This is a genomic window from Pandoraea sp. CB10b_02, from assembly GCF_002216225.1.
In the GTDB taxonomy this organism is placed as follows: domain Bacteria; phylum Pseudomonadota; class Gammaproteobacteria; order Burkholderiales; family Burkholderiaceae; genus Pandoraea; species Pandoraea nosoerga.
In genome coordinates this window covers 26,249-46,712 of record NZ_NJGW02000010.1, presented here as the reverse complement: position 1 = coordinate 46,712, position 20,464 = coordinate 26,249, and the positions used below count along the sequence as shown (strand labels likewise).

The window sequence follows — 20,464 nt, the reverse complement described above, 5'->3', positions numbered from 1 at the left end:
GAGATATGCCTCATGAGCACCCCCCACGCCCGCCCGGTCGCCCGTGTATTCACCGCCGCGCAAACGCAAGAAGGCGCCGGCTTCCACGTGAATCGCCCCTTCCCGACGCGCATGCTGATGGACTTCGATCCGTTCCTGCTGCTCGACGAAATGGGCCCGATGCAAGTCGCGCCCGGCAACGCCAAGGGCGCCCCCGACCACCCGCACCGCGGCTTCGAGACCGTGACGTATCTGCTCGCGGGCGAGATGGAACATCGCGACTCACAGGGCCACGCCGGCAAGCTCACGCCGGGCGACGTGCAATGGATGACGGCCGGCGCGGGCGTGATTCACTCGGAGATGCCGTCGCAGGCGTTTCAGGCGCGCGGCGGCGAGATGCATGGCTTCCAGCTGTGGGTGAACCTGCCGAGCGTCGACAAGATGATGACGCCGCGCTACCAGGAACTGCCCGCGGCGCGCATTCCGAGCGCATCGAGCGAAGACGGCAAGGTCAGCGTGCGCGTGATTGCCGGTGAGGCCCTGGGCACGCACGCGGCGATCGAGACGCGCACGCCGATCCTCTATCAGCACTTCACGCTCGAGCCGCAGGCGCTGCTCGACCATGCGGTGCCGGCCGATTTCAACGTGTTTGCCTACGTAATCGACGGTGAAGGACGTTTCGGTCCTGAGACGACGCCCGCGAAAGCGCACCAGATGGTCATCTTCGGCAACGATGGCCAAAGCGTGACCGTGCGCAACGACAGCGACACATCGATGTCGTTTCTGCTGATCGGCGGCAAGCCGATCGGTGAACCGGTGGCGCGTTACGGTCCGTTCGTCATGAACACGGAAAGCGAGATCCGTCAGGCGATTCTCGACTTTCAGGCCGGACGCATGGGGCGAATTCCCGCCACCGGTCCGAACGCCTGACGAGCGACGGGCGCCCGCCCCGTATCACGCGTACCGAGCGAGTCAAATTGGGTCACAATGGCACCTGAAGTGCGTTGTGACCCAGTCTTTTTCTAGGTCGGCCGTCTTCGTCATTCCACACAGGAGTCGTCATGGCAGCAGAAGCCACTGTTACCGCCCATCTGGGCGCCGCCGGATACACCACGCATCTCACGGACGGCAAGCATGAATGGATTGCCGACGAACCGGTGTCGCTCGGCGGTGCCGATCTCGCCCCCGCACCGGCGGCCCTGTTGCTGTCGAGCCTCGGCGCGTGCACGTCGATCACGCTGCAGATGTATGCACGGCGCAAGGAGTGGCCGCTAGAGAACGTAAAGGTCACGCTCGAGATGAATCCCGGCGGCAAACCGCCTGCGGGCGCAACGCAGATCACGCGCCGCATCGAGCTGGCAGGCGATCTGTCGGAAGCACAGCGGCAGCGCCTCTTGGAAATCGCCAACGCATGCCCAATTCACAAGGTGCTGTCGGGCACCATCGCCATCGACAGTGCATTGGCAGAGTGACATTCGATGCCCGCCCGCGCGTGGCGACATGGCGCGGGCCGCCATCGGCGGCCGACAGCCGGAGTCGACAGGAAAAGGAAAGGAAAAGGAAACCGTCTTGCAGTACGAACATCTGATCGAGGTCAACGACCTCCTGAATCCGCTGGCTTTTGCACTGTCGCGCGAACAACTGTGGCGCGGTCTCGTGCTGCGCGCCGAACAGCCGGAGACTTTCGTGCTCGGGCTGGACAAATGCATCGTGCATGAGCGCACGGACGACACGCTCACCCGCGAGCTGCGTTTCGGGCAAACCGTCGTGCACGACCGGGTCGTATTCGAAGCGCAGCAGTGCGTGCGCTACGAGACGGCCGCGACCGAGGAGCACGCGGGCGGCACCCTCACCATGCGTATCGAAGAACCGACGCCGACCCATTATTTCGTGCGATTCACGTACAGCACGACCCTGCCGGAAGACGCCGCGACCGCCGATACGCGCTACAGCGAGTTCGTGAAATCCGCCTACCGCGAAGCGGACATCGACACCGTTGCGCAGATCCGAGCCCTCGCCGAACAAGGCGCGCTCGACTGATACGCCGGTCGCGAGGTACAGGCTTGGGCTGTCCCGCGACCCGTCGTTTAGCGAGAAGCTATGCGACGCACTCGCGTTATAGCCAAATTCAAATACAAATGGGAATGATTCTCATTTAATATTCATCTCACAGTCAGCCACACGGATGAGCGAGATGACCGCAAGCCACACCACTGCCCGCCAGACCCCGCCCGCAACTGCACCGCGCCGCACGCTGTCGGTGCCGCGTACGCCGGCGGCGAGCACGGCGGCAGCCAAGCCGGCCGCTCACGCCACGGGCCGTGTCCTGACCAGCGATCATCTGCTGCAAGGCACGCAGTGCGTGAACATCCTGCACAACGGACAGACGTATCAGCTGCGCGCCACGCGTTACGGCAAGTTGATCCTGACGAAGTAAGACACCGAATTTTGACGACGGCATGGCCCCGACCGCGCCGCCGTCTTCACCGAGTTTTGTGGGGACCACCTCGCCCAAGAGGTGTTTGGCAGTAGCCAGCGAACGCAACGCGATCCCATGTAGTTACGGCAAGCCCCTCTCTACCTGCGTTGCGCGCCAGCCAAGCCGCTTTTTTTGTCCAGCCACAAGGATTTCATTGATGTTCTCCTCGTGGTCCAGCCTGCCAAGCCTCAGGTTGCGACCATCCGGCCTGACAAGCCTTTGACCCGTCCCGCAAGGACGGGTTTTTCTTTGGGGCTCGCCCGAGCTCAGGCGCCGGTGACGGCGGCGATGCCCGCGCGCGCGATTTGCGCGTCCTGCGTGGACTTCACGCCCGACACGCCGACGGCGCCGATCACGTTGCCGTCGACGATGATCGGCACGCCGCCCTCGAGCATGGCCGTGTTGGGCGCGCTGAGGAATGCAAAACGGCCGCCATTGATCATCTCTTCGAACGCCCCGCTCTCGCGACGCCCCACGGCCGAGGTCTGCGCCTTGCCCAGCGACATCATGGCCGTGCTGGGCGCTGCGCCGTCCATGCGGTGCAGCGACAACGCGTGGCCGCCGTCATCCACGATGGTGATGCACACATTCCAGCCGTTCGCCGTGGCTTCGGCCACGGCGGCGGCGTTGATCTTCTGCACGTCTTCTGCGGTCAGGACAGCTTTCGTCTTCATACGTCTCTCTCGTGTTTCCAGGGTTGCAAAATGGCAAGCTCGCGACGCCGCGAAGCTCGCCTCGGCATACGCGCCTGTGATGCCGGGCTTGACGACATCGGTAAGGCCGCGTGCGGATCAATGCCCTACGGCCAGCGCCATCCACTCGCGCATGGCGCGGCGCGTATCGCGCAGACCGTCGATGGTGGGCCACCAGCCCGGAATCGCCTCCGGGTCGAGCGCGGCGGCGTTGCAACACGGCGCGGGTACCACCGTGAGTCCGGCACGCTCGAACTGATCGCGAGCACGGCGCATATGCCAGGCGCTCGTGACCAGATAGATGCGCGTGACGCCGACGTTGGCCAGCATGCGCGCACTGAAAATGGCGTTTTGCGCCGTATTGAGCGATTGGCCCTCGGTCCAGCGAACCGGTGTGCCGAATTCTTCCGCGGCGACCCGCGCCATCGATCGCGCCTCCACCGGCTTGCCCGACGGGCTGCCGCCCGAGACCAGCACCGGCAGCGCCGCGTGGCGCGCCAAAAACAAGCCATAGCGCAGGCGGGCGAGCGTTATGTCGCTGAGATCATATCCCGTGTCCCGCCCGTCGCCTCCCCCCCGCCCGAACTCGGGGCTGCCGACGCTCATGCCGCCGCCGAGAATGACGACGGCCTGCGGCAGCTTCGCGGTTGCCGCCGCAGCGGCGGGCGCGGCGGGCGTGGGCGATGTACCCGGGCTGTCGGGGCTGCCGGGGCTGCCGGGGCTGTCGGGGCTGTGGAGGCCGCCGGAGGCGCCGGAAGTCGCGGGCAAGCCCCGGGCGGCCTCGAGCGCGCGGATGTCGACCCGGGTTCCGACTTCGAGCGGGCGCGAGATCTGTCGCGCGAACCATGGCGAGGCCTGCAGCCACAAGCCGAGTGCGGCCAGCACGGCCAGCGTCTTGCCGACACGCGCCCAGCGCCGCCCGCACACGAGCGCAAGCCCTGCGAGCACCAGCACGTTGACCGGCGGCAGGAACACGCTGACGATGAGATTTCGGATGAGCCAATCGATAGGCATCCGGCGAGTGTACTGGACTGCACCGCCGAGTGCATCCTTTCTCTATGACGTTCCCCGCCCGATAGCGCGCGATGCACGTTGCGCAGGCTGCGTCGCCGCCAGGGGCCAACGAAAACGGAAAACGCCCATGCAAGGCATGGGCGTGTGAGAGGCGCGCCCGCCCCGGCGGACGCGGGCGACACGGCTCGGCTGACTCACGCGAGCAGGCTGCGCAGCATCCACGCGTTCTTTTCGTGGATCTGCATGCGCTGCGTGAGCAGGTCGGAGCTCGGCTCGTCGGAGGCCGCCTCGACCGTGGGGAAGATGCCGCGCGCGGTGCGCGTCACCGCCTCCTGACCTTCGACGAGTTGCCGGATCATCTCCTCGGCCGGTGGCACGCCCTCAGCCTCGGGAATCGAGGAGAGCTTCGCGAATTCCTTGTACGTGCCGGGTGCCGGATAACCCAGCGCGCGGATGCGCTCCGCGATCTGGTCGACCGCCTGCGCGAGTTCGTTGTACTGCGCCTCGAACATCAGATGCAGCGTGTTGAACATCGGCCCGGTCACGTTCCAGTGGAAGTTGTGGGTCTTCAGATACAGCGTGTAAGTATCGGCGAGCAGATGGCTCAAACCGTCGACAATGCGCTTGCGGTCCTTGTCGCTGATGCCGATATTCACGCTGGCCACGTTGTTCTTCTTTGCCATAGTCACTCCATTTGCTGTGTGGCTCGCTGCGCCGCCGCTGCCTTGCCGCGAGCGCACCGAATTGAAAATGTCGCCGTCGGAACCGTGTTTCATTGCGGCGTCGACGGCCGGTACGAGTACGAGAATCGCGTGGCGATCGCCGCACCTGCGTATCCGATGGGGCAAATCGCACGAGGTTCCGTGCCGCTCGATCTCGGTACTTTCCTCATGACGTGCGCACCCGCGTTCCGGTTACACTGCGCCCATGCCTGCCGACCCTGCCCGCCACCCGCCGATGTCCGGCCCGCCTTGCGGCGCGTCGCGCGTGACCGATGTCACGAGCGGCGCCCCCGCCGCAGCGCTCCCGCGCCAATTGCTCGTGACGCCCGACGTCACCTCCCGCGCGCAGATCGCCGCGTTTGCCTCGCAGCTCGCGCAGGCGCTGGCGCGCGGCATCCGGCTCGTGCAACTGCGCAACCGCTCGCTCGACGCCGACGGCTATCGCGCACTGGCCGAGAGCGCGCTGGCGCTCACGCACGCGGCCGGCGCGCAGCTCCTGCTGAACCCGCCGCACGAGGTGGCGGATCTCTGGCTCGATGCGCTCGGTGCGCCCGGCGGGGCGCACGCCGGCACCGTTCCCCAGGCCGACGGCTGGCACCTCACCAGCGCCCGCCTGATGGCTTCGCGCGAGCGGCCTGCCGGCTGGAAGCGGGTGAGCGCCGCCTGTCACGACGCCGCGCAGCTCGCGCAGGCCGCGCATCTGGGACTCGACTTCGTGACGCTGTCCCCGGTGTTGGCCACGGCCACGCATCCGGACGCCGCGCCCCTTGGCTGGGCAGCGTTCAGCGCGCTGGCCGCGCGCACGCCATTGCCCGTGTTCGCGCTTGGCGGCATGCGCGCCGACATGCTCGCCAGCGCGCGTAACGCCGGAGCCCATGGGATCGCCGCGATCCGTGCTTTCTGGCCCGCGGCCTGAAGCGCGCGCGGCCATACGGCCCCTTGCGCGTGCCCACGGGCACGCCCGTCAAGCGGCCCGCGCGAGATGGCGGGTTGCCGATACCTCGCCGTCTCGCGAGCCGCTCGGCGCACTACCCGTGCACTGCCCGCGCACTACCCATGCACTACGCGGTGCAATAAGCCATGTACTGCGCGCCATGCACTAAGCCGCCAACGCCTTGCGCGCCGCGATCACCCCTGCCGCGTAAGCCGGATCGATCTTCGCGAAATGATCGATCTGGCGCTGCACCACGTCGTCCGGCACGCCGTTCATCGACGCCGCGATGTTGCCGAACAGACGCGCTTTCTGCCCTTCGTCGAACAGATTGAACAACGCGCGCGGCTGCGAGTAGTCGTCGGCATCCTCGCGATGATCGAAGCGGTCCGCCACACCTCCCAGGCCCAACGGCGGCTCGCGAAACTCCGGCTGCTCGGCAAACGCGCCGTAGCGGTTCGGCTCGTAGTTCGGTGCGCTGCCGAGATTGCCGTCGACACGCATTGCGCCGTCGCGATGGAAGCTGTGGTGGAACGGGCACTTCGGCGCGTTCACCGGAATCGCGCTGTGGTTCACACCGAGGCGATAACGCTGCGTGTCGCCGTAAGAGAACAGGCGCCCCTGCAGCATACGGTCCGGTGAGAAGCCGATGCCCGGCACGACGTTGGCCGGATTGAACGCCGCCTGCTCGACTTCCGCGAAGTAGTTCTCGGGGTTGCGATTGAGCTCCAGCACGCCCACATCGATCAACGGATAGTCCGCGTGCGACCACACCTTCGTGAGATCGAACGGATTGATATGGTACGTCGCGGCCTCAGCCTCGGGCATGACCTGCACCTGCATGCGCCAGCGCGGGAAGTTGCCCGCCTCGATGGCGTCGAACAGATCGCGTTGCGCGCTCTCCCGATCGTGGGCGACGACTTGTGCCGCCTGCTCGTTGGTCAGGTTCTCCACGCCCTGCATCGACTTGAAGTGAAACTTCACCCAGAAGCGTTCGTTCGCGGCGTTGACGAAACTGAACGTGTGCGAGCCGAAACCGTGTTGCTGGCGATAGTTCGCCGGCAAACCGCGATCACTCATGAGGATCGTCACCTGATGCAGCGACTCGGGATGCCGCGACCAGAAGTCCCACACCGCCGTCGGGTTGCGGAGGTTGGTCTTGGGGTCGCGCTTTTGCGTATGGATGAAGTCGGGAAACTTGAGCGGATCGCGCACGAAGAACACGGGCGTGTTGTTGCCCACCAGGTCCCAGTTGCCCTCATCCGTATAGAACTTGATGGCAAAGCCGCGCACGTCGCGCTCGGCGTCGGCGGCGCCGCGCTCGCCGGCCACCGTCGAGAAGCGCAGGAACACCGGCGTTTCCTTGCCGATCGCCTCGAACACGCGGGCGCGGCTGTACTTCGTGATGTCGTGGGTGATGGTCAGCTTGCCGTAGGCGCCCGAGCCCTTGGCGTGCACGCGGCGCTCGGGGATTACTTCGCGATCGAAGTGCGCGAGTTTCTCGAGGAACCACACGTCCTGGAGCAGCGCGGGACCGCGCGGGCCGGCCGTCATCGTGTTCTGGTTGTCGGGCACCGGTGCGCCGGCGGCGGTCGTGAGTTTCTTCGTATCGGACATGTGACGCTCTCCTGTTTGCTGATCGGTGGGTCGACGGCCATCGAAGGCTATCGACGGGAGTCAAAGGAAGTGAAGGAAGCCGGCGGGCTTAGGCGCCCGTCAGGGCGCAGTCAGGGCGCAGTCAGGGCGAAGTCGGCAAGCAAGCGTTCCAGCGTGGTCTCGATGTCGTGCAAATAGGCCTTCAAGTTGGTCATTCGGGCACCTCGAATGCGTCGCGTGCTATGGAGGCCACGGCCGTTGTCCCGCCATGGTTGTGCGCAGCGTCTGATGCCCACCGCCTGAAGGGCCGGCTGTCAAACGCATGGAACGATATTAATTATATTTATTGAATCAGTCGAATTGATCGTTTTTATATATTCGATAGCGAGACGCAATACGTGCCCGGCGAAGGGTTGACGTAACGGCGGGCGAGACGTGCCACCGCCCGTGCAGAGCGATGGGAACGGTGGAGGCGATCCCCCGCGCGCTGATGCGGCCGACGACAGGTGCGATGACTCAGACGCGCACGGGGGATACGGGGGATACGGGGGACAAGCGAATATGGCGGGGGCGGAATGCCCCCGCCGGGGGACGCCTCAGTTGGACGTCGCGGGCAGATCGAGCGGAATCACGCCCGGCAGGTCGCACCGCGCGATGGCCTGCGCCACGGCGTCGATGGCCGGCAAACGTGTAAAGCTCTTGCGCCAGGCCAGCACCACGCGACGGTCGGGCACCGGCGCCGAGAACGGCACGTAACGCAGCAGGCTGTCCGGCGCATGGGTCTGCGGCACCGACGTCTTCGGCAATACCGTGATGCCCACACCGCTCGCGACCATGTGGCGAATCGTCTCGAGCGAAGAGCCTTCGAACGTCTTCTGGATGCCGTCGGCGTTCTGCGAAAAGCGCATGAGTTCCGGGCAGACGCCCAGCACGTGATCGCGGAAGCAGTGGCCGCTGCCGAGCAGCAGCATCGTTTCCTGCTTCAGATCCCCGGCGTCGATCTGCGCGCGCTCGGCCCACGGGTGCGAGCGCGGCAGTGCGACAACGAACGGTTCGTCGTAGAGCGGGCGCACCATCAACCCACTCTCGGGGAATGGCAACGCCATGATGGCCGCGTCGATCTCACCCTGCTTGAGCAACTCGATGAGCTTGAGCGTGTAGTTCTCCTGCAGCATGAGCGGCATTTGCGGCGTGGTCTCGATCATCTCCTTGACGAGCGCAGGCAGCAGATACGGCCCGATGGTGTAGATCACACCCAGGCGCAGCGGGCCGGCGAGCGGGTCGCGCCCCTGCTTGGCGATTTCCTTGATGGCGATGGTCTGCTCGAGCACGCGCTGCGCCTGTGCGACGATCTGCTCGCCGAGCGGCGTGACGCTCACTTCGGCGGCGCCGCGTTCGAAAATCTGAACATTGAGCTCGTCCTCGAGTTTCTTGATGGCCACCGAGAGCGTCGGCTGGCTGACGAAACAGGCTTCCGCCGCGCGACCGAAATGGCGCTCGCGCGCCACCGCCACGATGTACTTGAGTTCCGTGAGGGTCATGTCGTCCTAACCTGTGTCATTAATCGAATCACTGCGACCGATAGATTTTGTTTTTTATAGCACAATCGCGCGGCGATTGCCCGTTTTCGGAAGACGCGCGTGGCGTCTTCCCGGATCGCGGCCATCGCTTCGGCTGCGCCCTGCCCCGGCGGCGAACGCCGCTTCGCGCGGCCCGCACGCGCGGCGCCGGCAAAGCGACGGCATGCGCTCACGCCTTCAGATAGTCCTCTCGCGCGCCCAGCCAGCGCTCCAGATGCGCGGCGACTGCGGCGGGATGCGACTTGAGCAGCAGCTCGGCCGCCTCCTGCGCGCCGGGAATGAGCCAGCCGTCCTCGTTGAGATCGACGAAGCGCAGCATGGCCGCGCCCGACTGCCGCGCGCCGAGAAACTCGCCCGGCCCGCGAATCTCGAGATCGCGCCGTGCGATGACGAAACCGTCGGTCGTCTCGCGCATCGTCTGCAGGCGCGCCTTCGCGCCCATCGACAGCGGCGACGCGTACATCAGCAGACAGACCGATTCGGCCGACCCGCGGCCGACGCGCCCGCGCAACTGGTGCAACTGCGCCAGCCCGAAACGCTCGGCGTGCTCGATCACCATCAACGACGCATTGGGCACATCCACGCCCACTTCGATCACCGTGGTCGCCACCAGCAGATGCGTGTCACCGCGCGTGAAGTCGTCCATCACGGCGGCCTTCTCCGCGGGCGTGAGGCGTCCATGCACGAGACCCACGCGCAGCTCCGGCAGCGCCGCGACCAGTTGCGCGTGCGTATCGACCGCCGTCTGCAGTTGCAGCGCCTCGCTTTCCTCGATGAGCGGACACACCCAGTACACCTGGCGCCCCGCGAGCGCCGCCGCGCGCACGCGGTCGATCACTTCGGGACGGCGCGTGTCGCTCACCAGCTTGGTGACGACCGGGCTGCGACCCGGCGGCAGTTCGTCGATCACGGACACGTCCAGATCGGCATAGTAGGTCATGGCGAGCGTGCGCGGAATCGGCGTGGCGCTCATCATCAACTGGTGCGGCATGGCGTTCTCGCCCATGCCCGCCGTCTGCATCTTGCTGCGAAGCGCGAGACGCTGCGCCACGCCGAAGCGATGCTGCTCGTCGACGACCGCCATGCCGAGCCGCGCAAAGGTCACGGTATCCTGAATGATGGCGTGCGTGCCGATGACCAGTTGCGCCTCGCCGCTGGCCACGCGCGCAAGCGCCTCGCGTTTTTCCCTGGCCTTCATGCTGCCCGCGAGCCAGGCCACCTCCACGCCGAGCGGGGTAAGCCACGCCGAGAGCTTGCGCAGATGCTGTTCGGCCAGGATTTCCGTGGGCGCCATGATCGCCGCCTGGTAGCCGGCGTCGATGGCCTGCGCGGCCGCGAGCGCGGCGATGATCGTCTTGCCGCTGCCCACGTCGCCCTGGAGCAGACGCTGCATCGGATGCGGCTGCGCCAGATCCGCCCGGATCTCCGCCCATACGCGTTGCTGCGCGCCGGTCAGGCGAAACGGCAGCGCCGCCTCGAAGCGCTCCAGCAGCCCGCCGGGCGCCCGGGTGCCGAGCGCGGGCGCCGCGAGACGCCGGCGCGCCGCCTGCGCCCGCTTGAGCGACAACTGCTGCGCCAGCAATTCCTCGCACTTGATGCGCAGCCACGCCGGATGCGAGCGCTCGACGAGCGCCGTCTCCGATACGTTGGGCGGCGGGGCGTGCAACAGTCGCACGGCCTCGGCAAGCGCGGGCAGCGGATGATCCGGGCCGATGGCCCGCTGCAGCAACCCGGGCGGCAGCAACTCGGGCAGTGGCGTGCGCTCCATTGCGTTGTGGATCGCCTTGCGCAGGTACGCCTGCGACAGGCCGGCCACGCTGGGATAAACGGGGGTGAGCGATTCCGGCAGCGGCGCGGCGGCGTCCTGCACCACGCGATAGGCCGGATGCACCATCTCCAGCCCGAAGAAGCCGCCGCGCACTTCGCCACGCACCCGCACGCGCGTGCCGACGGCAAGCTGCTTTTGCTGGCTGCCGTAGAAATTCAGAAACCGCAGCACCAGTTCGTGCCCCTCGTCGGCGATGCGCACGACCCACTGCCGACGCGGCCGGTACGCCACTTCGCTCGACGTGACGACGCCCTCGACCTGCGCCGTCTCGCTCGGCAGCACCTCGCCGATCTTGCGCAGCGTGGTCTCGTCCTCGTAGCGCATCGGCAAATGCAGGATCAGGTCGATGTCGCGCTTCAGGCCAAGCTTGGCGAGCTTGTCGGCGCTGCCCGAGCCGGGCTTGGCTGCGCTCTTGCGCGTCGCTTGCTTCGTGGCTCCCACGAGATCGGCTGGCTCGTTCTCACGCGCGTTGGCGGGCATTGTGCGTTCGGTCATGCAGTCGCGGGTCGGGAGTTGTCCGTCCCGAAGCCTCGCCGTGCCGGCAGGCCTTCGGACGAACCAAGTAAAATGTCGGTCTTTGGGGCCCGCTCACCGTCATTCCGGGAAGTTCGACGGGAGCGCGTCCTGCCGGGCGCCCGGCGCCGCCGCGCCAGCCTTGCGGCCAAACACGTTCACGAACCCGGTACCCAGGTGAACAGACCCTGAGCATTGTAAACGCTGATGTATACCCTTTCCGATTTCGATTTCGACCTGCCGCCCGAGCTCATCGCGCAGACGGCGCTCGCCGAGCGCAGCGCCAGCCGTCTGCTCGAGGTGGACGGCAGCGTCACGCCGCCGCATCTCTATGACCGGCATTTCGCCGACCTGCCCGGCCTGCTCGCCCCCGGCGACCTGCTCGTGTTCAACGACACGCGAGTGATCAAGGCGCGCCTTTTCGGCCAGAAGGCGAGCGGCGGCAAGATCGAAGTGCTCGTCGAGCGCGTGGTGGACGAGCGCACCGCGCTCGCCCAGATCCGCGCGAGCAAGTCGCCCGCACCGGGCACCGTGCTGCGTCTGGCGGATGCGTTCGAAGTGACCGTCGGAGAGCGCGTCGAGCCGTTCTACACGCTGCACTTTCCGCACGACTGCTACACGCTGCTCGAGACATACGGCCGCCTGCCGCTGCCGCCCTACATCACCCACGACGCCGACGCCGCGGACGAGACGCGCTACCAGACCGTCTACGCGCGCAACCCGGGCGCGGTTGCCGCGCCGACGGCCGGGTTGCACTTCGACGAACCCCTCTTCGCCCGGCTCGACGCACTGGGCGTCGAGCGCGCCACGCTGACGCTGCACGTGGGCGCCGGCACGTTCCAGCCGGTGCGCGTGGAGAACATCGGCGAGCACAGGATGCACTCGGAGTGGTACGACATCACGCCCTCACTCGTCGACGCCGTTGCCGCCACGCGCGCCCGTGGCGGACGTGTCATCGCGGTGGGCACCACGTCGATGCGGGCGCTGGAGTCCGGGGCCCAGGCAGCGCTGGCCGCCGGCGGCGCGCCCGGCTCGCTGCGCGCGGGCAGCGCCGAGACGGACATCTTCATCACGCCAGGCTACCGCTTCCTGCTCGTCGACCGTCTGATCACCAACTTCCACCTGCCCAAGTCGACGCTGCTCATGCTGGTCAGCGCGTTCTCGGGCATGGAGACGATTCGCGCCGCGTATCGCCACGCGATCGAACAGCGCTACCGCTTCTTCAGCTACGGCGACGCGATGATCCTCTCGCGCGAAGCGATTCACCACCCGGCGAAAGCCGTCGCCTGAACGGTCATCGCATATCCGGACGGGCCCCCGCGGGGCGCCGCGCGGGATTGCCGGGACTTCCCGGTACAATAGCGGCCTGGCCGCGCATGGGGCGCGGCCGCTCCTTTTGACGTCCCGCGCGGGCGCTGGCTTGTTTTGCCGGTGGTGCCGGGGCGCGCGATACATGCTCAAGTTCGAACTCATCACCACCGACGGGCAGGCCCGCCGGGGGCGCGTCACGCTCAATCATGGCGTGGTCGAGACGCCCATCTTCATGCCCGTGGGCACCTACGGCTCGGTCAAGGCGATGTCGCCCGCCGAGCTCGTCGAGAACAACGCCCAGATCATCCTCGGCAACACCTTCCACCTGTGGCTGCGCCCGGGGCTCGAGACGATCGCCGCCCACGGCGGGCTGCATCGCTTCATGGGCTGGGACCGCCCGATCCTCACCGATTCGGGCGGTTTTCAGGTATTCAGCCTTGGGGAGTTGCGCAAAATCAGCGAAGAAGGCGTGAAGTTCGCGTCGCCCGTCAACGGCGATCGGCTCTTCCTGTCGCCGGAAATCTCGATGCAGATCCAGCGCGTGCTCAATTCGGACATCGTCATGCAGTTCGACGAATGCACGCCCTACGAGATCGGCGGCCGTCCGGCCACGGAAATCGAGGCCGGCCAGTCGATGCGCATGTCGCTGCGCTGGGCCAGGCGCTCCATCGACGAATTCCACCGCCTGGAGAACCCGAATGCGCTGTTCGGCATCGTCCAGGGCGGCATGTACGAGCATTTGCGCGACGAATCGCTCGCAGGCCTCTCGGAGCTGGGCTTCCACGGGTATGCGATCGGCGGGCTGTCGGTCGGCGAGCCCAAGGAAGACATGATGCGCGTGCTCGAGCACGTGGCGCCGCGCCTGCCGGCCGACAAACCGCACTACCTGATGGGCGTGGGCACGCCGGAAGACCTGGTGGCGGGCGTGGCGGCCGGTGTCGACATGTTCGATTGCGTGATGCCCACGCGCAACGCCCGCAACGGCTGGCTGTTCACGCGTTTCGGCGATCTGAAGATCCGCAACGCATCGCACAAGAGCGATACCCGCGCGCTGGACGAAACTTGCGGCTGTTACACCTGTCGAAACTTCTCGCGCGCCTATCTGCACCACCTGCAGCGAGCCGGGGAGATTCTGGGCGCGCGGCTCAACACCATCCACAACCTGCATTACTATCTGACGCTGATGCAGGAAATCCGGGATGCCATCGAAGCACACCGTTTCGACGCGTTCGTCACCCGCTTCCGGGCCGATCGCGCGCGCGGCGTGCAATAACGGCCGGGGCCCGGACTGCGGGCGTCGACGACATGGATTCCTCCCGGGGAACGGGGTCGGGCGGTGGTAAAATGCCGGGCTTGGATCGTGCGTCCTCGCACCGAAACAACATGCCGCGCGCGACCGGGCAACCGGTCGCATGCGGCTTTTACTCGTCTTACACATAAGGAGAACCGAACGTGCTGATTTCCGAAGCCTTCGCTCAGACGGCTGGCGCCGCCAGCCCGACCAGCAACCTGATGAGCTTCCTGCCGCTCGTGCTGATGTTCGTGGTGCTGTACTTCATCATGATCCGTCCGCAGATGAAGCGTCAGAAAGAAGTGCGCAACATGCTGGCCGCGCTTGCCAAGGGCGACGAAGTCGTGACCTCGGGAGGCCTGGCCGGCCGTATCTCGAAGGTCGGCGAAACGTTCGTCACCGTGGAGATCGCCGAGAACGTCGAGATCAACGTGCAGAAGGGCGCCATCACGACCCTGCTGCCGAAGGGCACCATCAAGGCGCTCTGACCTTCGCACAACCGCACGCGGCCGCCCTTCCGGGCGGCCGCAGTGCATGGCGCCGCCGGTCCTCGCGGCCGGCGCTGTCATGCGAGCCGGTCTGCAGCACGGTTTGCCACGAGGCATCACCCTAGCCCGCCGCTATGAATCGCTATCCTCTCTGGAAATACATCATCATTCTGGTGGCGCTCGCCATCGGGGTGCTCTACACGCTGCCGAACCTCTTCGGTGAAACGCCGGCGGTACAGATTTCCAGCGTCAAGGCGACCGTCAAGGTCGACCCCACGACGCTTTCTCGCGCCGAAGACGCGCTGAAGTCCCAGAACATCGCCTACCAGGGCGCCGTGTTCGACAGCACGGGCAACAACCCGAGCGTGCGCATTCGCTTCGCCGACACCGACACGCAACTGCGCGCGAAGGACCTGCTCCAGACGGCGCTGAACGCCGATCCGAGCGACCCGACCTACGTCGTCGCGCTGAACCTGCTCTCGGCTTCGCCGGAATGGCTCGCCAAGATCCACGCGCTGCCGATGTACCTCGGCCTCGATCTGCGCGGCGGCGTGCACTTCCTGCTGCAAGTCGACATGGCTGGCGCCATCACGAAACGTCTGGACGCGGCCGCCGCCGACGCCCGCACGCTCCTGCGCGACAAGAACATCCGCCACAACGGCGTGACGCGCACGGACAACGGCATCGAAGTCGCCTTCTCCAGCCAGGAAGACGCCGAGCGCGCCCGTGGCGCCCTGGGCGACGGCCTGCCCGATCTGTCGTACACCACCCAGGCGGGGCCCAACGGCACGTTCAAGGTCGTGGGCGCCTTTACCGAGGCGGCGCGCCGCGCGGTGCAGGACAACGCCGTCAAGCAGAACATCGTCACGCTGCACAACCGCGTGAACGAACTGGGCGTGGCCGAGCCGGTGATCCAGCAAGAAGGGCCGGACCGCATCGTGGTGCAGCTGCCTGGCGTGCAGGACACGGCCAAGGCGAAGGACATCATCGGCCGCACCGCAACGCTCGAAGCGCGTCTGGCGGACCCGGACGCACCGCGTCTCGTATCGGCCGACACCCCGGTGCCGCCGCAGGATGAACTGTTCCTGCACGGCAATGGGGCGCCGGTGCTGCTCAAGCGTCAGGTCATCTTCAGCGGCGATCGCATCACCAGCGCCGCCGCGGGCTTCGACGACCACCAGCAACCGTCGGTCAACATCAAGCTCGACGCCGCCGGCGGCCGTGTGCTGCGCGACGTCTCGCGCGACAACATCGGCAAGCCGATGGCCATCGTGCTGTTCGAGAAGGGCAAGGGCGAAGTGCTGACGGTGGCGAACATCCGCAGCGAACTCGGCCAGAGTTTCCAGATCACCGGCATGGGCTCGGCGCAGGCGGCCAACGACCTCGCGCTGCTGCTGCGCGCCGGCTCGCTCGCCGCGCCGATGGAAATCATCGAGGAACGCACCATCGGCCCGAGCCTCGGCGCGGACAACGTGCAAAAGGGCGTGGACTCGGTGCTGTACGGCCTGGTCGCCATCGCCGTCTTCATGATGCTGTACTACATGCTGTTCGGGGTGTTCTCGGTGATCGCCCTGCTGGTCAACCTGCTGCTGCTCGTGGCCGTGCTCTCGATGATGCAGGCCACGCTCACGCTGCCGGGTATCGCGGCTATCGCGCTCACCCTCGGTATGGCCATCGACGCGAACGTGCTGATCAACGAGCGTATCCGCGAGGAACTGCGCGCGGGCGCGTCGGCCCAGAAGGCGATTTCGCTCGGCTTCGAGCACGCCTGGGCCACGATTCTGGACTCGAACGTGACCACGCTCATCGCCGGCCTGGCGCTGCTGGCCTTCGGCTCGGGCCCGGTGCGCGCGTTTGCCGTGGTGCACTGCCTGGGCATTCTGACCTCGATGTTCTCGGCCGTGTTCTTCTCGCGCGGTCTGGTCAATCTGTGGTACGGCAGCCGCCGCAAGCTCAAGACGCTCGCGATCGGTCAGGTCTGGCGCCCGGACGGCGCCGCGAACACCCCCGGCGCACGCGACGCAGGCGAGCAATAAGCGCAGGCGCGAGAGGAAACAGTCATGGAATTTTTCCGTATCAAGAAAGACGTGCCGTTCATGCGGCACGCCCTCGTCTTCAACATCATCTCGGCGCTCACATTCGTGGCGGCGGTGTTCTTCCTGCTCACGCGGGGCCTGCACCTGTCGATCGAGTTTACCGGCGGCACGGTCATGGAAGTGGCCTACACGCAGGCGGCCGATCTGGAGAAGATCCGCGGCGAAGTCGGCAAGCTCGGCTACCGCGACGTGCAGGTGCAGAGCTTCGGCACCTCGCGCGACGTGATGATCCGGCTGCCGATTCAGAACGGTCCGGACGGCAAGCAGATCACCAGCGCGCAGCAAAGCGACGCCGTGATGACCGCGCTCAAGGCGGACGCCCCCGACGTGTCGCTGCGTCGCGTGGAATTCGTCGGCCCGCAGATCGGGCATGAGCTGTTCACCGACGGCTTGCTGGCGCTCACGTTCGTGGTGGTCGGCATCATCATCTACCTGTCGTTTCGCTTCGAATGGAAGTTCGCCGTGGCCGGCGTGATCGCCAACCTGCATGACGTGGTGATCATTCTCGGCTTCTTCGCCTACTTCCAGTGGGAGTTCTCGCTGGCGGTGCTCGCGGGGGTGCTGGCGGTGCTGGGCTACTCCGTGAACGAATCGGTCGTGATTTTCGACCGGATTCGCGAGACGTTCCGCAAGATGCGCAAGGCGAGCGTGCAGGAAGTGATCGACCACGCCATTACCACGACCATGTCGCGCACGATCATCACGCACGCGAGCACGGAAATGATGGTGCTGTCGATGTTCTTCTTCGGCGGCCAGACGCTGCACTACTTCGCGCTGGCGCTGACCGTGGGTATTCTGTTCGGCATCTACTCGTCGGTGTTCGTGGCCGCCGCACTCGCCATGTGGTTCGGCGTGAAGCGCGATGACCTCATCAAGCACACTAGCAAGGACGGCGAGGAAGGGATGGATCGCAACGATCCGAACTTCGGCGCGCGGGTCTGATCGCTGCGGGCACCGGTCCGAAGCCGATCCCAAGCCAATCTGAAAAAACCGCCGGCGCGTCCGGCGGTTTTTTTGTCCGCGCGCACGAGTCTCGCGCGGGTCTTTCGCACCCGTCTGTACGGCACGGCGACTTGGTAATCCAGCGAACAGGCCAGCATCGCTGTCTGCCGCGTGCACGACGCACGGGCTTGCGGTAATCTCGCGGGATTCGCCCATTCCGACACGTCTTGCCATGAAGCCGATCCGCATCTGGGACCTGCCCACCCGTCTGTTCCACTGGTCGTTCGTCGTGATCGCCGTCGCGGCCTATGTGACGGCCAAAACCGGTGGCAACGCGATGGTCTACCACTTCTGGTGCGGCTACGCGATTCTCGCCTTGCTGATTTTCCGCGTGGTGTGGGGCCTTGCGGGCCCGCGCTACGCGCGCTTCAGCGCCTTCCTGACCGGCCCGCTCACGTTCGTTCGGTCGCTGCGCGACGCCGCGGCCACCGACGCGCGTTTTGCCGGGCACACGCCGCTGGGCGGCCTGTCGGTCATCGCCATGCTGCTCTTCTTCGGCATCCAGGCCGTGCTCGGCCTGTTTTCGAACGACGATATCTTCAACGACGGGCCCCTCGTCAAATTCATCGACAAGGACCTGAGCGACGCCCTGACCGGCTGGCATCAGCGCAATCAATGGGTGCTCGTGGCGCTCGTGGCGCTGCACGTGCTGGCGATCGTCTATTACCGCGTGGCGCGCAAGAAGGATCTGATCACCCCGATGATCGGCGGCGACAAGCATCTGGCCACGCCGGCGCACCCGGCGCGTGACGATTGGCGCGTGCGTGCCGGCGCGCTGGTGCTGATCGCGCTGGCCTCGGCGCTCGTGTACCGCATCGTCCATCTGACGCCGGCCGTCGCGTCGCTCCCGTCGTATTGACGCGTCGGGCGCAACGTCGGGCCCCGAATGCAAAAAGCCGGTCGCGTTGCACGCGGCCGGCTTTCCTGTTTTCCCGTGGCGAGAACAGCCCGGGAGCGATTTACTTCGCGCGGAAGTTGTCGTGGCAGCTCTTGCAGGTCTGCGCCGCTTCGCCGAAGGCCGTCTTGATCGAGGCGAGGTCGCCGCCCTTGGCCACGGTGTTGAGCTTGGCAACCGCGGTTTCCATTTTCTCGGCCGCTTGCTGGAACTTCGCCTTGTCGGAGAAGACCTCCGGCTTGGCCTTGCTCTTTGCCGTCGTCTGGCCGCCCTCGAAGGCGGGCCACGGCAGCTTCGAGAGCGTGGCGACGAGTTCCGCGTTCTTCGCCACGTCGTCCTTGTTGAACGGGGCGTCGCCCTTGACGACGGCGCCGATGCGGCCAAAGTGGTTGCCGAGCAGGAAGAGTGCGGACTGGCGGTATTCCACGGCGTCCTCGGGCTTGGCGAACTGGGCTTGTGCGAGGGCCGGCACGACGGCGGCGGCGAGAGCGGCTACGGCGAAAGTCAGCTTCATCGAGGGGATTCTCCTTATAGATTGTGCGGCTATGATACACAGCAACCCGACGATGTGTGTGACACCTCGCGGCGCCCGGCGCGCCAGGGTCGCGCCCATGAAAAACGGGCCGCACCGGCGGCCCGTTCACTGTCCCCGACAGAATGCCTTCGCGCGTCAGACGCGCTTGGCGAGCGACTCGGCGATACCGACGTAGTTCGCCGGCGTCATCTCCAGCAGGCGCGCCTTGGCGTCTTCCGGAATGGCCAGTTGCTTGATGAAGGCCTGTAGCGCTTCACGGGTAATGCCCTTGCCGCGCGTGAGTTCCTTGAGTTGCTCGTAAGGATTGGGCACGCCAAAGCGGCGCATCACCGTCTGCACCGGCTCGGCCAGCACTTCCCACGTGTTGTCGAGGTCTTCGTCCAGACGCTGCGGGTTCACCTCGAGCTTGCCCAGACCGCGCAGGCACGAGTCATACGCCAGCAGGCTGTACCCGAAGGCCACGCCGATGTTGCGCAACACGGTGGAGTCCGTCAGGTCGCGTTGCCAGCGTGAGACCGGCAGCTTGTCGGCCAGGTGACGCAGCACGGCGTTGGCCAGCCCCAGATTGCCCTCCGAGTTTTCGAAGTCGATCGGGTTGACCTTGTGCGGCATGGTCGACGAGCCGATCTCGCCGGCCTTCGTCTTCTGCTTGAAGTAGCCGACCGAGATGTAACCCCAGATGTCGCGGTTCAGGTCGAGCAGGATCGTGTTGGCACGCGCCACGGCGTCGAAAAGCTCGGCCATGTAGTCGTGCGGCTCGATCTGGATGGTATACGGATTGAACGTCAGGCCCAGACGCTGCTCGATGACCGCCTTCGAGAACGACTCCCAGTCGTACTCCGGATAGGCCGAGAGGTGGGCGTTGTAGTTGCCGACCGCGCCGTTCATCTTGGCGAGCAGCTCCACACGGCGAATGCGCTCGAGCGCACGGGCCAGACGCACGGCCACGTTGGCGAGTTCCTTGCCGAGCGTGGTCGGCGAGGCGGGCTGGCCGTGGGTGCGCGAGAGCATCGGCTGGGCGGCGTGTTCGCGTGCGAGCTCGCCGAGCTTGGCCACCAGCGATTCGAGCGCCGGCACGAGCACCTTGTCGCGCGCGCCCTTGATCATCAGGCCGTGAGACGTGTTGTTGATGTCTTCCGACGTGCACGCGAAGTGGATGAATTCGCTCGCCTTTTCGAGTTCCGCCTGACCCTGGACCTTTTCCTTGAGCCAGTACTCGACGGCCTTCACGTCGTGATTTGTGACTTTCTCGATGTCCTTGATGCGCTGGGCGTCGGCGTTCGAGAAGTTGGCGGCCAGCTCGAGCAGGAACGTCTCCGCCGCCGCCGAGAACGGCGCGATCTCGGCGAAACCGGCCTTCGACAGCGCGATCAGCCAATGGATTTCGACCGTCACGCGGTGACGCATGAATGCCGCCTCGGACAGCCACGGGCGCAAGGCGTCGGTCTTGCTGGCATAACGGCCGTCGAGCGGGGAAAGCGCGGTCAGGGGGGAGAATTCGTCAGACATGGC

Annotated in this window: 19 protein-coding genes; 11 read left to right on the top strand and 8 right to left on the bottom strand. The window is 66.1% G+C overall.

The features are described 5' to 3' along the window. The first annotated feature begins 12 nt into the window (after positions 1 to 12). The 4 genes from CDN36_RS12550 (at position 13) to hemP (ending at position 2,416) form a co-directional block, all read left to right on the top strand. The gene (locus CDN36_RS12550; RefSeq protein WP_287496868.1) at positions 13 to 909 is read left to right on the top strand and encodes a pirin family protein; all 897 of its coding nucleotides are present in this window, start codon (positions 13 to 15) and stop codon (positions 907 to 909) included. A gap of 131 nt (positions 910 to 1,040) precedes the next feature. Next, entirely contained in the window at positions 1,041 to 1,451 is a 411-nt protein-coding gene (locus tag CDN36_RS12545; protein WP_150557114.1) for an OsmC family protein, read from the top strand. 97 nt (positions 1,452 to 1,548) lie between these two features. Then, positions 1,549 to 2,019: an SRPBCC family protein gene (locus CDN36_RS12540; RefSeq protein WP_150557113.1), complete on the top strand. Its 471-nt coding sequence runs from the start codon at positions 1,549 to 1,551 to the stop codon at positions 2,017 to 2,019. Positions 2,020 to 2,164: 145 nt separating this feature from the next. Next, the gene (gene hemP, locus CDN36_RS12535) at positions 2,165 to 2,416 is read left to right on the top strand and encodes a hemin uptake protein HemP (RefSeq protein WP_150557112.1); all 252 of its coding nucleotides are present in this window, start codon (positions 2,165 to 2,167) and stop codon (positions 2,414 to 2,416) included. A 308-nt stretch (positions 2,417 to 2,724) separates the two neighbouring features. On the opposite strand, the gene CDN36_RS12530 is transcribed toward hemP, so the two are convergent. The 3 genes from CDN36_RS12530 to CDN36_RS12520 form a co-directional block, all read right to left on the bottom strand. Continuing rightward, on the bottom strand, positions 2,725 to 3,132 hold the full coding sequence (locus CDN36_RS12530; protein ID WP_150557111.1) for a GlcG/HbpS family heme-binding protein: 408 nt from the start codon (positions 3,130 to 3,132) through the stop codon (positions 2,725 to 2,727). A gap of 117 nt (positions 3,133 to 3,249) precedes the next feature. After that, positions 3,250 to 4,164, bottom strand: a complete 915-nt coding sequence (locus CDN36_RS12525) for a YdcF family protein (RefSeq protein WP_287496867.1) — start codon at positions 4,162 to 4,164, stop codon at positions 3,250 to 3,252. Positions 4,165 to 4,358: 194 nt separating this feature from the next. Then, positions 4,359 to 4,847 (bottom strand): Dps family protein, encoded by a 489-nt coding sequence (locus CDN36_RS12520; RefSeq protein ID WP_150557109.1) that lies wholly within the window; start codon positions 4,845 to 4,847, stop codon positions 4,359 to 4,361. Positions 4,848 to 5,121: 274 nt separating this feature from the next. On the opposite strand from CDN36_RS12520, the gene CDN36_RS12515 reads away from it, so the two are divergent. Continuing rightward, entirely contained in the window at positions 5,122 to 5,802 is a 681-nt protein-coding gene (locus tag CDN36_RS12515) for a thiamine phosphate synthase (protein ID WP_150557144.1), read from the top strand. Positions 5,803 to 5,985: 183 nt separating this feature from the next. On the opposite strand, the gene CDN36_RS12510 is transcribed toward CDN36_RS12515, so the two are convergent. The 3 genes from CDN36_RS12510 to recG form a co-directional block, all read right to left on the bottom strand. Continuing rightward, entirely contained in the window at positions 5,986 to 7,434 is a 1,449-nt protein-coding gene (locus CDN36_RS12510) for a catalase (RefSeq protein WP_287496866.1), read from the bottom strand. Between the two features lie 575 nt (positions 7,435 to 8,009). Further along, positions 8,010 to 8,954, bottom strand: coding sequence for a LysR substrate-binding domain-containing protein (locus tag CDN36_RS12505; protein WP_150557107.1), 945 nt, complete (start codon positions 8,952 to 8,954; stop codon positions 8,010 to 8,012). A gap of 208 nt (positions 8,955 to 9,162) precedes the next feature. Continuing rightward, positions 9,163 to 11,316: an ATP-dependent DNA helicase RecG gene (recG, locus tag CDN36_RS12500; protein WP_287496865.1), complete on the bottom strand. Its 2,154-nt coding sequence runs from the start codon at positions 11,314 to 11,316 to the stop codon at positions 9,163 to 9,165. A gap of 225 nt (positions 11,317 to 11,541) precedes the next feature. Here recG and queA point away from each other — a divergent pair, with 225 nt between their 5' ends. The 6 genes from queA (at position 11,542) to CDN36_RS12470 (ending at position 18,381) form a co-directional block, all read left to right on the top strand. Continuing rightward, a complete protein-coding gene (gene queA / locus CDN36_RS12495; protein ID WP_150557105.1) occupies positions 11,542 to 12,624 on the top strand; it encodes a tRNA preQ1(34) S-adenosylmethionine ribosyltransferase-isomerase QueA in 1,083 nt (360 codons plus the stop codon). 163 nt (positions 12,625 to 12,787) lie between these two features. Next, the gene (tgt, locus tag CDN36_RS12490) at positions 12,788 to 13,918 is read left to right on the top strand and encodes a tRNA guanosine(34) transglycosylase Tgt (RefSeq protein WP_150557104.1); all 1,131 of its coding nucleotides are present in this window, start codon (positions 12,788 to 12,790) and stop codon (positions 13,916 to 13,918) included. A 239-nt stretch (positions 13,919 to 14,157) separates the two neighbouring features. Next, positions 14,158 to 14,424, top strand: a complete 267-nt coding sequence (gene yajC, locus CDN36_RS12485) for a preprotein translocase subunit YajC (RefSeq protein ID WP_241014253.1) — start codon at positions 14,158 to 14,160, stop codon at positions 14,422 to 14,424. A gap of 134 nt (positions 14,425 to 14,558) precedes the next feature. After that, positions 14,559 to 16,460 carry a protein translocase subunit SecD gene (gene secD / locus CDN36_RS12480; RefSeq protein WP_150557102.1) on the top strand — a complete coding sequence of 634 codons (1,902 nt, stop codon included), beginning with the start codon at positions 14,559 to 14,561 and terminating at the stop codon, positions 16,458 to 16,460. A gap of 24 nt (positions 16,461 to 16,484) precedes the next feature. Then, positions 16,485 to 17,462 (top strand): protein translocase subunit SecF, encoded by a 978-nt coding sequence (secF, locus tag CDN36_RS12475; RefSeq protein WP_150557101.1) that lies wholly within the window; start codon positions 16,485 to 16,487, stop codon positions 17,460 to 17,462. A 232-nt stretch (positions 17,463 to 17,694) separates the two neighbouring features. Then, the gene (locus CDN36_RS12470; protein WP_150557100.1) at positions 17,695 to 18,381 is read left to right on the top strand and encodes a cytochrome b/b6 domain-containing protein; all 687 of its coding nucleotides are present in this window, start codon (positions 17,695 to 17,697) and stop codon (positions 18,379 to 18,381) included. 100 nt (positions 18,382 to 18,481) lie between these two features. Here the strand turns inward: CDN36_RS12470 and CDN36_RS12465 are convergent, their stop codons facing one another. Continuing rightward, the gene (locus CDN36_RS12465) at positions 18,482 to 18,931 is read right to left on the bottom strand and encodes a c-type cytochrome (protein WP_150557099.1); all 450 of its coding nucleotides are present in this window, start codon (positions 18,929 to 18,931) and stop codon (positions 18,482 to 18,484) included. 156 nt (positions 18,932 to 19,087) lie between these two features. Further along, positions 19,088 to 20,461 carry an adenylosuccinate lyase gene (purB, locus tag CDN36_RS12460; protein WP_150557098.1) on the bottom strand — a complete coding sequence of 458 codons (1,374 nt, stop codon included), beginning with the start codon at positions 20,459 to 20,461 and terminating at the stop codon, positions 19,088 to 19,090. Positions 20,462 to 20,464 lie beyond the last annotated feature (3 nt).

What these genes read in the sequence shown, in the direction of transcription:
- CDN36_RS12550 (WP_287496868.1), top strand. Translation starts at nt 13, where the DNA reads ATGAGCACCCCCCACGCCCGCCCGGTCGCCCGTGTATTCACCGCCGCG.
- CDN36_RS12545 (WP_150557114.1), top strand. Translation starts at nt 1,041, where the DNA reads ATGGCAGCAGAAGCCACTGTTACCGCCCATCTGGGCGCCGCCGGATAC.
- hemP (WP_150557112.1), top strand. Translation starts at nt 2,165, where the DNA reads ATGAGCGAGATGACCGCAAGCCACACCACTGCCCGCCAGACCCCGCCC.
- CDN36_RS12530 (WP_150557111.1), bottom strand. Translation starts at nt 3,132, where the DNA reads ATGAAGACGAAAGCTGTCCTGACCGCAGAAGACGTGCAGAAGATCAAC.
- CDN36_RS12525 (WP_287496867.1), bottom strand. Translation starts at nt 4,164, where the DNA reads ATGCCTATCGATTGGCTCATCCGAAATCTCATCGTCAGCGTGTTCCTG.
- CDN36_RS12520 (WP_150557109.1), bottom strand. Translation starts at nt 4,847, where the DNA reads ATGGCAAAGAAGAACAACGTGGCCAGCGTGAATATCGGCATCAGCGAC.
- CDN36_RS12515 (WP_150557144.1), top strand. Translation starts at nt 5,122, where the DNA reads ATGTCCGGCCCGCCTTGCGGCGCGTCGCGCGTGACCGATGTCACGAGC.
- CDN36_RS12510 (WP_287496866.1), bottom strand. Translation starts at nt 7,434, where the DNA reads ATGTCCGATACGAAGAAACTCACGACCGCCGCCGGCGCACCGGTGCCC.
- CDN36_RS12505 (WP_150557107.1), bottom strand. Translation starts at nt 8,954, where the DNA reads ATGACCCTCACGGAACTCAAGTACATCGTGGCGGTGGCGCGCGAGCGC.
- recG (WP_287496865.1), bottom strand. Translation starts at nt 11,316, where the DNA reads ATGACCGAACGCACAATGCCCGCCAACGCGCGTGAGAACGAGCCAGCC.
- queA (WP_150557105.1), top strand. Translation starts at nt 11,542, where the DNA reads ATGTATACCCTTTCCGATTTCGATTTCGACCTGCCGCCCGAGCTCATC.
- tgt (WP_150557104.1), top strand. Translation starts at nt 12,788, where the DNA reads ATGCTCAAGTTCGAACTCATCACCACCGACGGGCAGGCCCGCCGGGGG.
- yajC (WP_241014253.1), top strand. Translation starts at nt 14,158, where the DNA reads ATGAGCTTCCTGCCGCTCGTGCTGATGTTCGTGGTGCTGTACTTCATC.
- secD (WP_150557102.1), top strand. Translation starts at nt 14,559, where the DNA reads ATGAATCGCTATCCTCTCTGGAAATACATCATCATTCTGGTGGCGCTC.
- secF (WP_150557101.1), top strand. Translation starts at nt 16,485, where the DNA reads ATGGAATTTTTCCGTATCAAGAAAGACGTGCCGTTCATGCGGCACGCC.
- CDN36_RS12470 (WP_150557100.1), top strand. Translation starts at nt 17,695, where the DNA reads ATGAAGCCGATCCGCATCTGGGACCTGCCCACCCGTCTGTTCCACTGG.
- CDN36_RS12465 (WP_150557099.1), bottom strand. Translation starts at nt 18,931, where the DNA reads ATGAAGCTGACTTTCGCCGTAGCCGCTCTCGCCGCCGCCGTCGTGCCG.
- purB (WP_150557098.1), bottom strand. Translation starts at nt 20,461, where the DNA reads ATGTCTGACGAATTCTCCCCCCTGACCGCGCTTTCCCCGCTCGACGGC.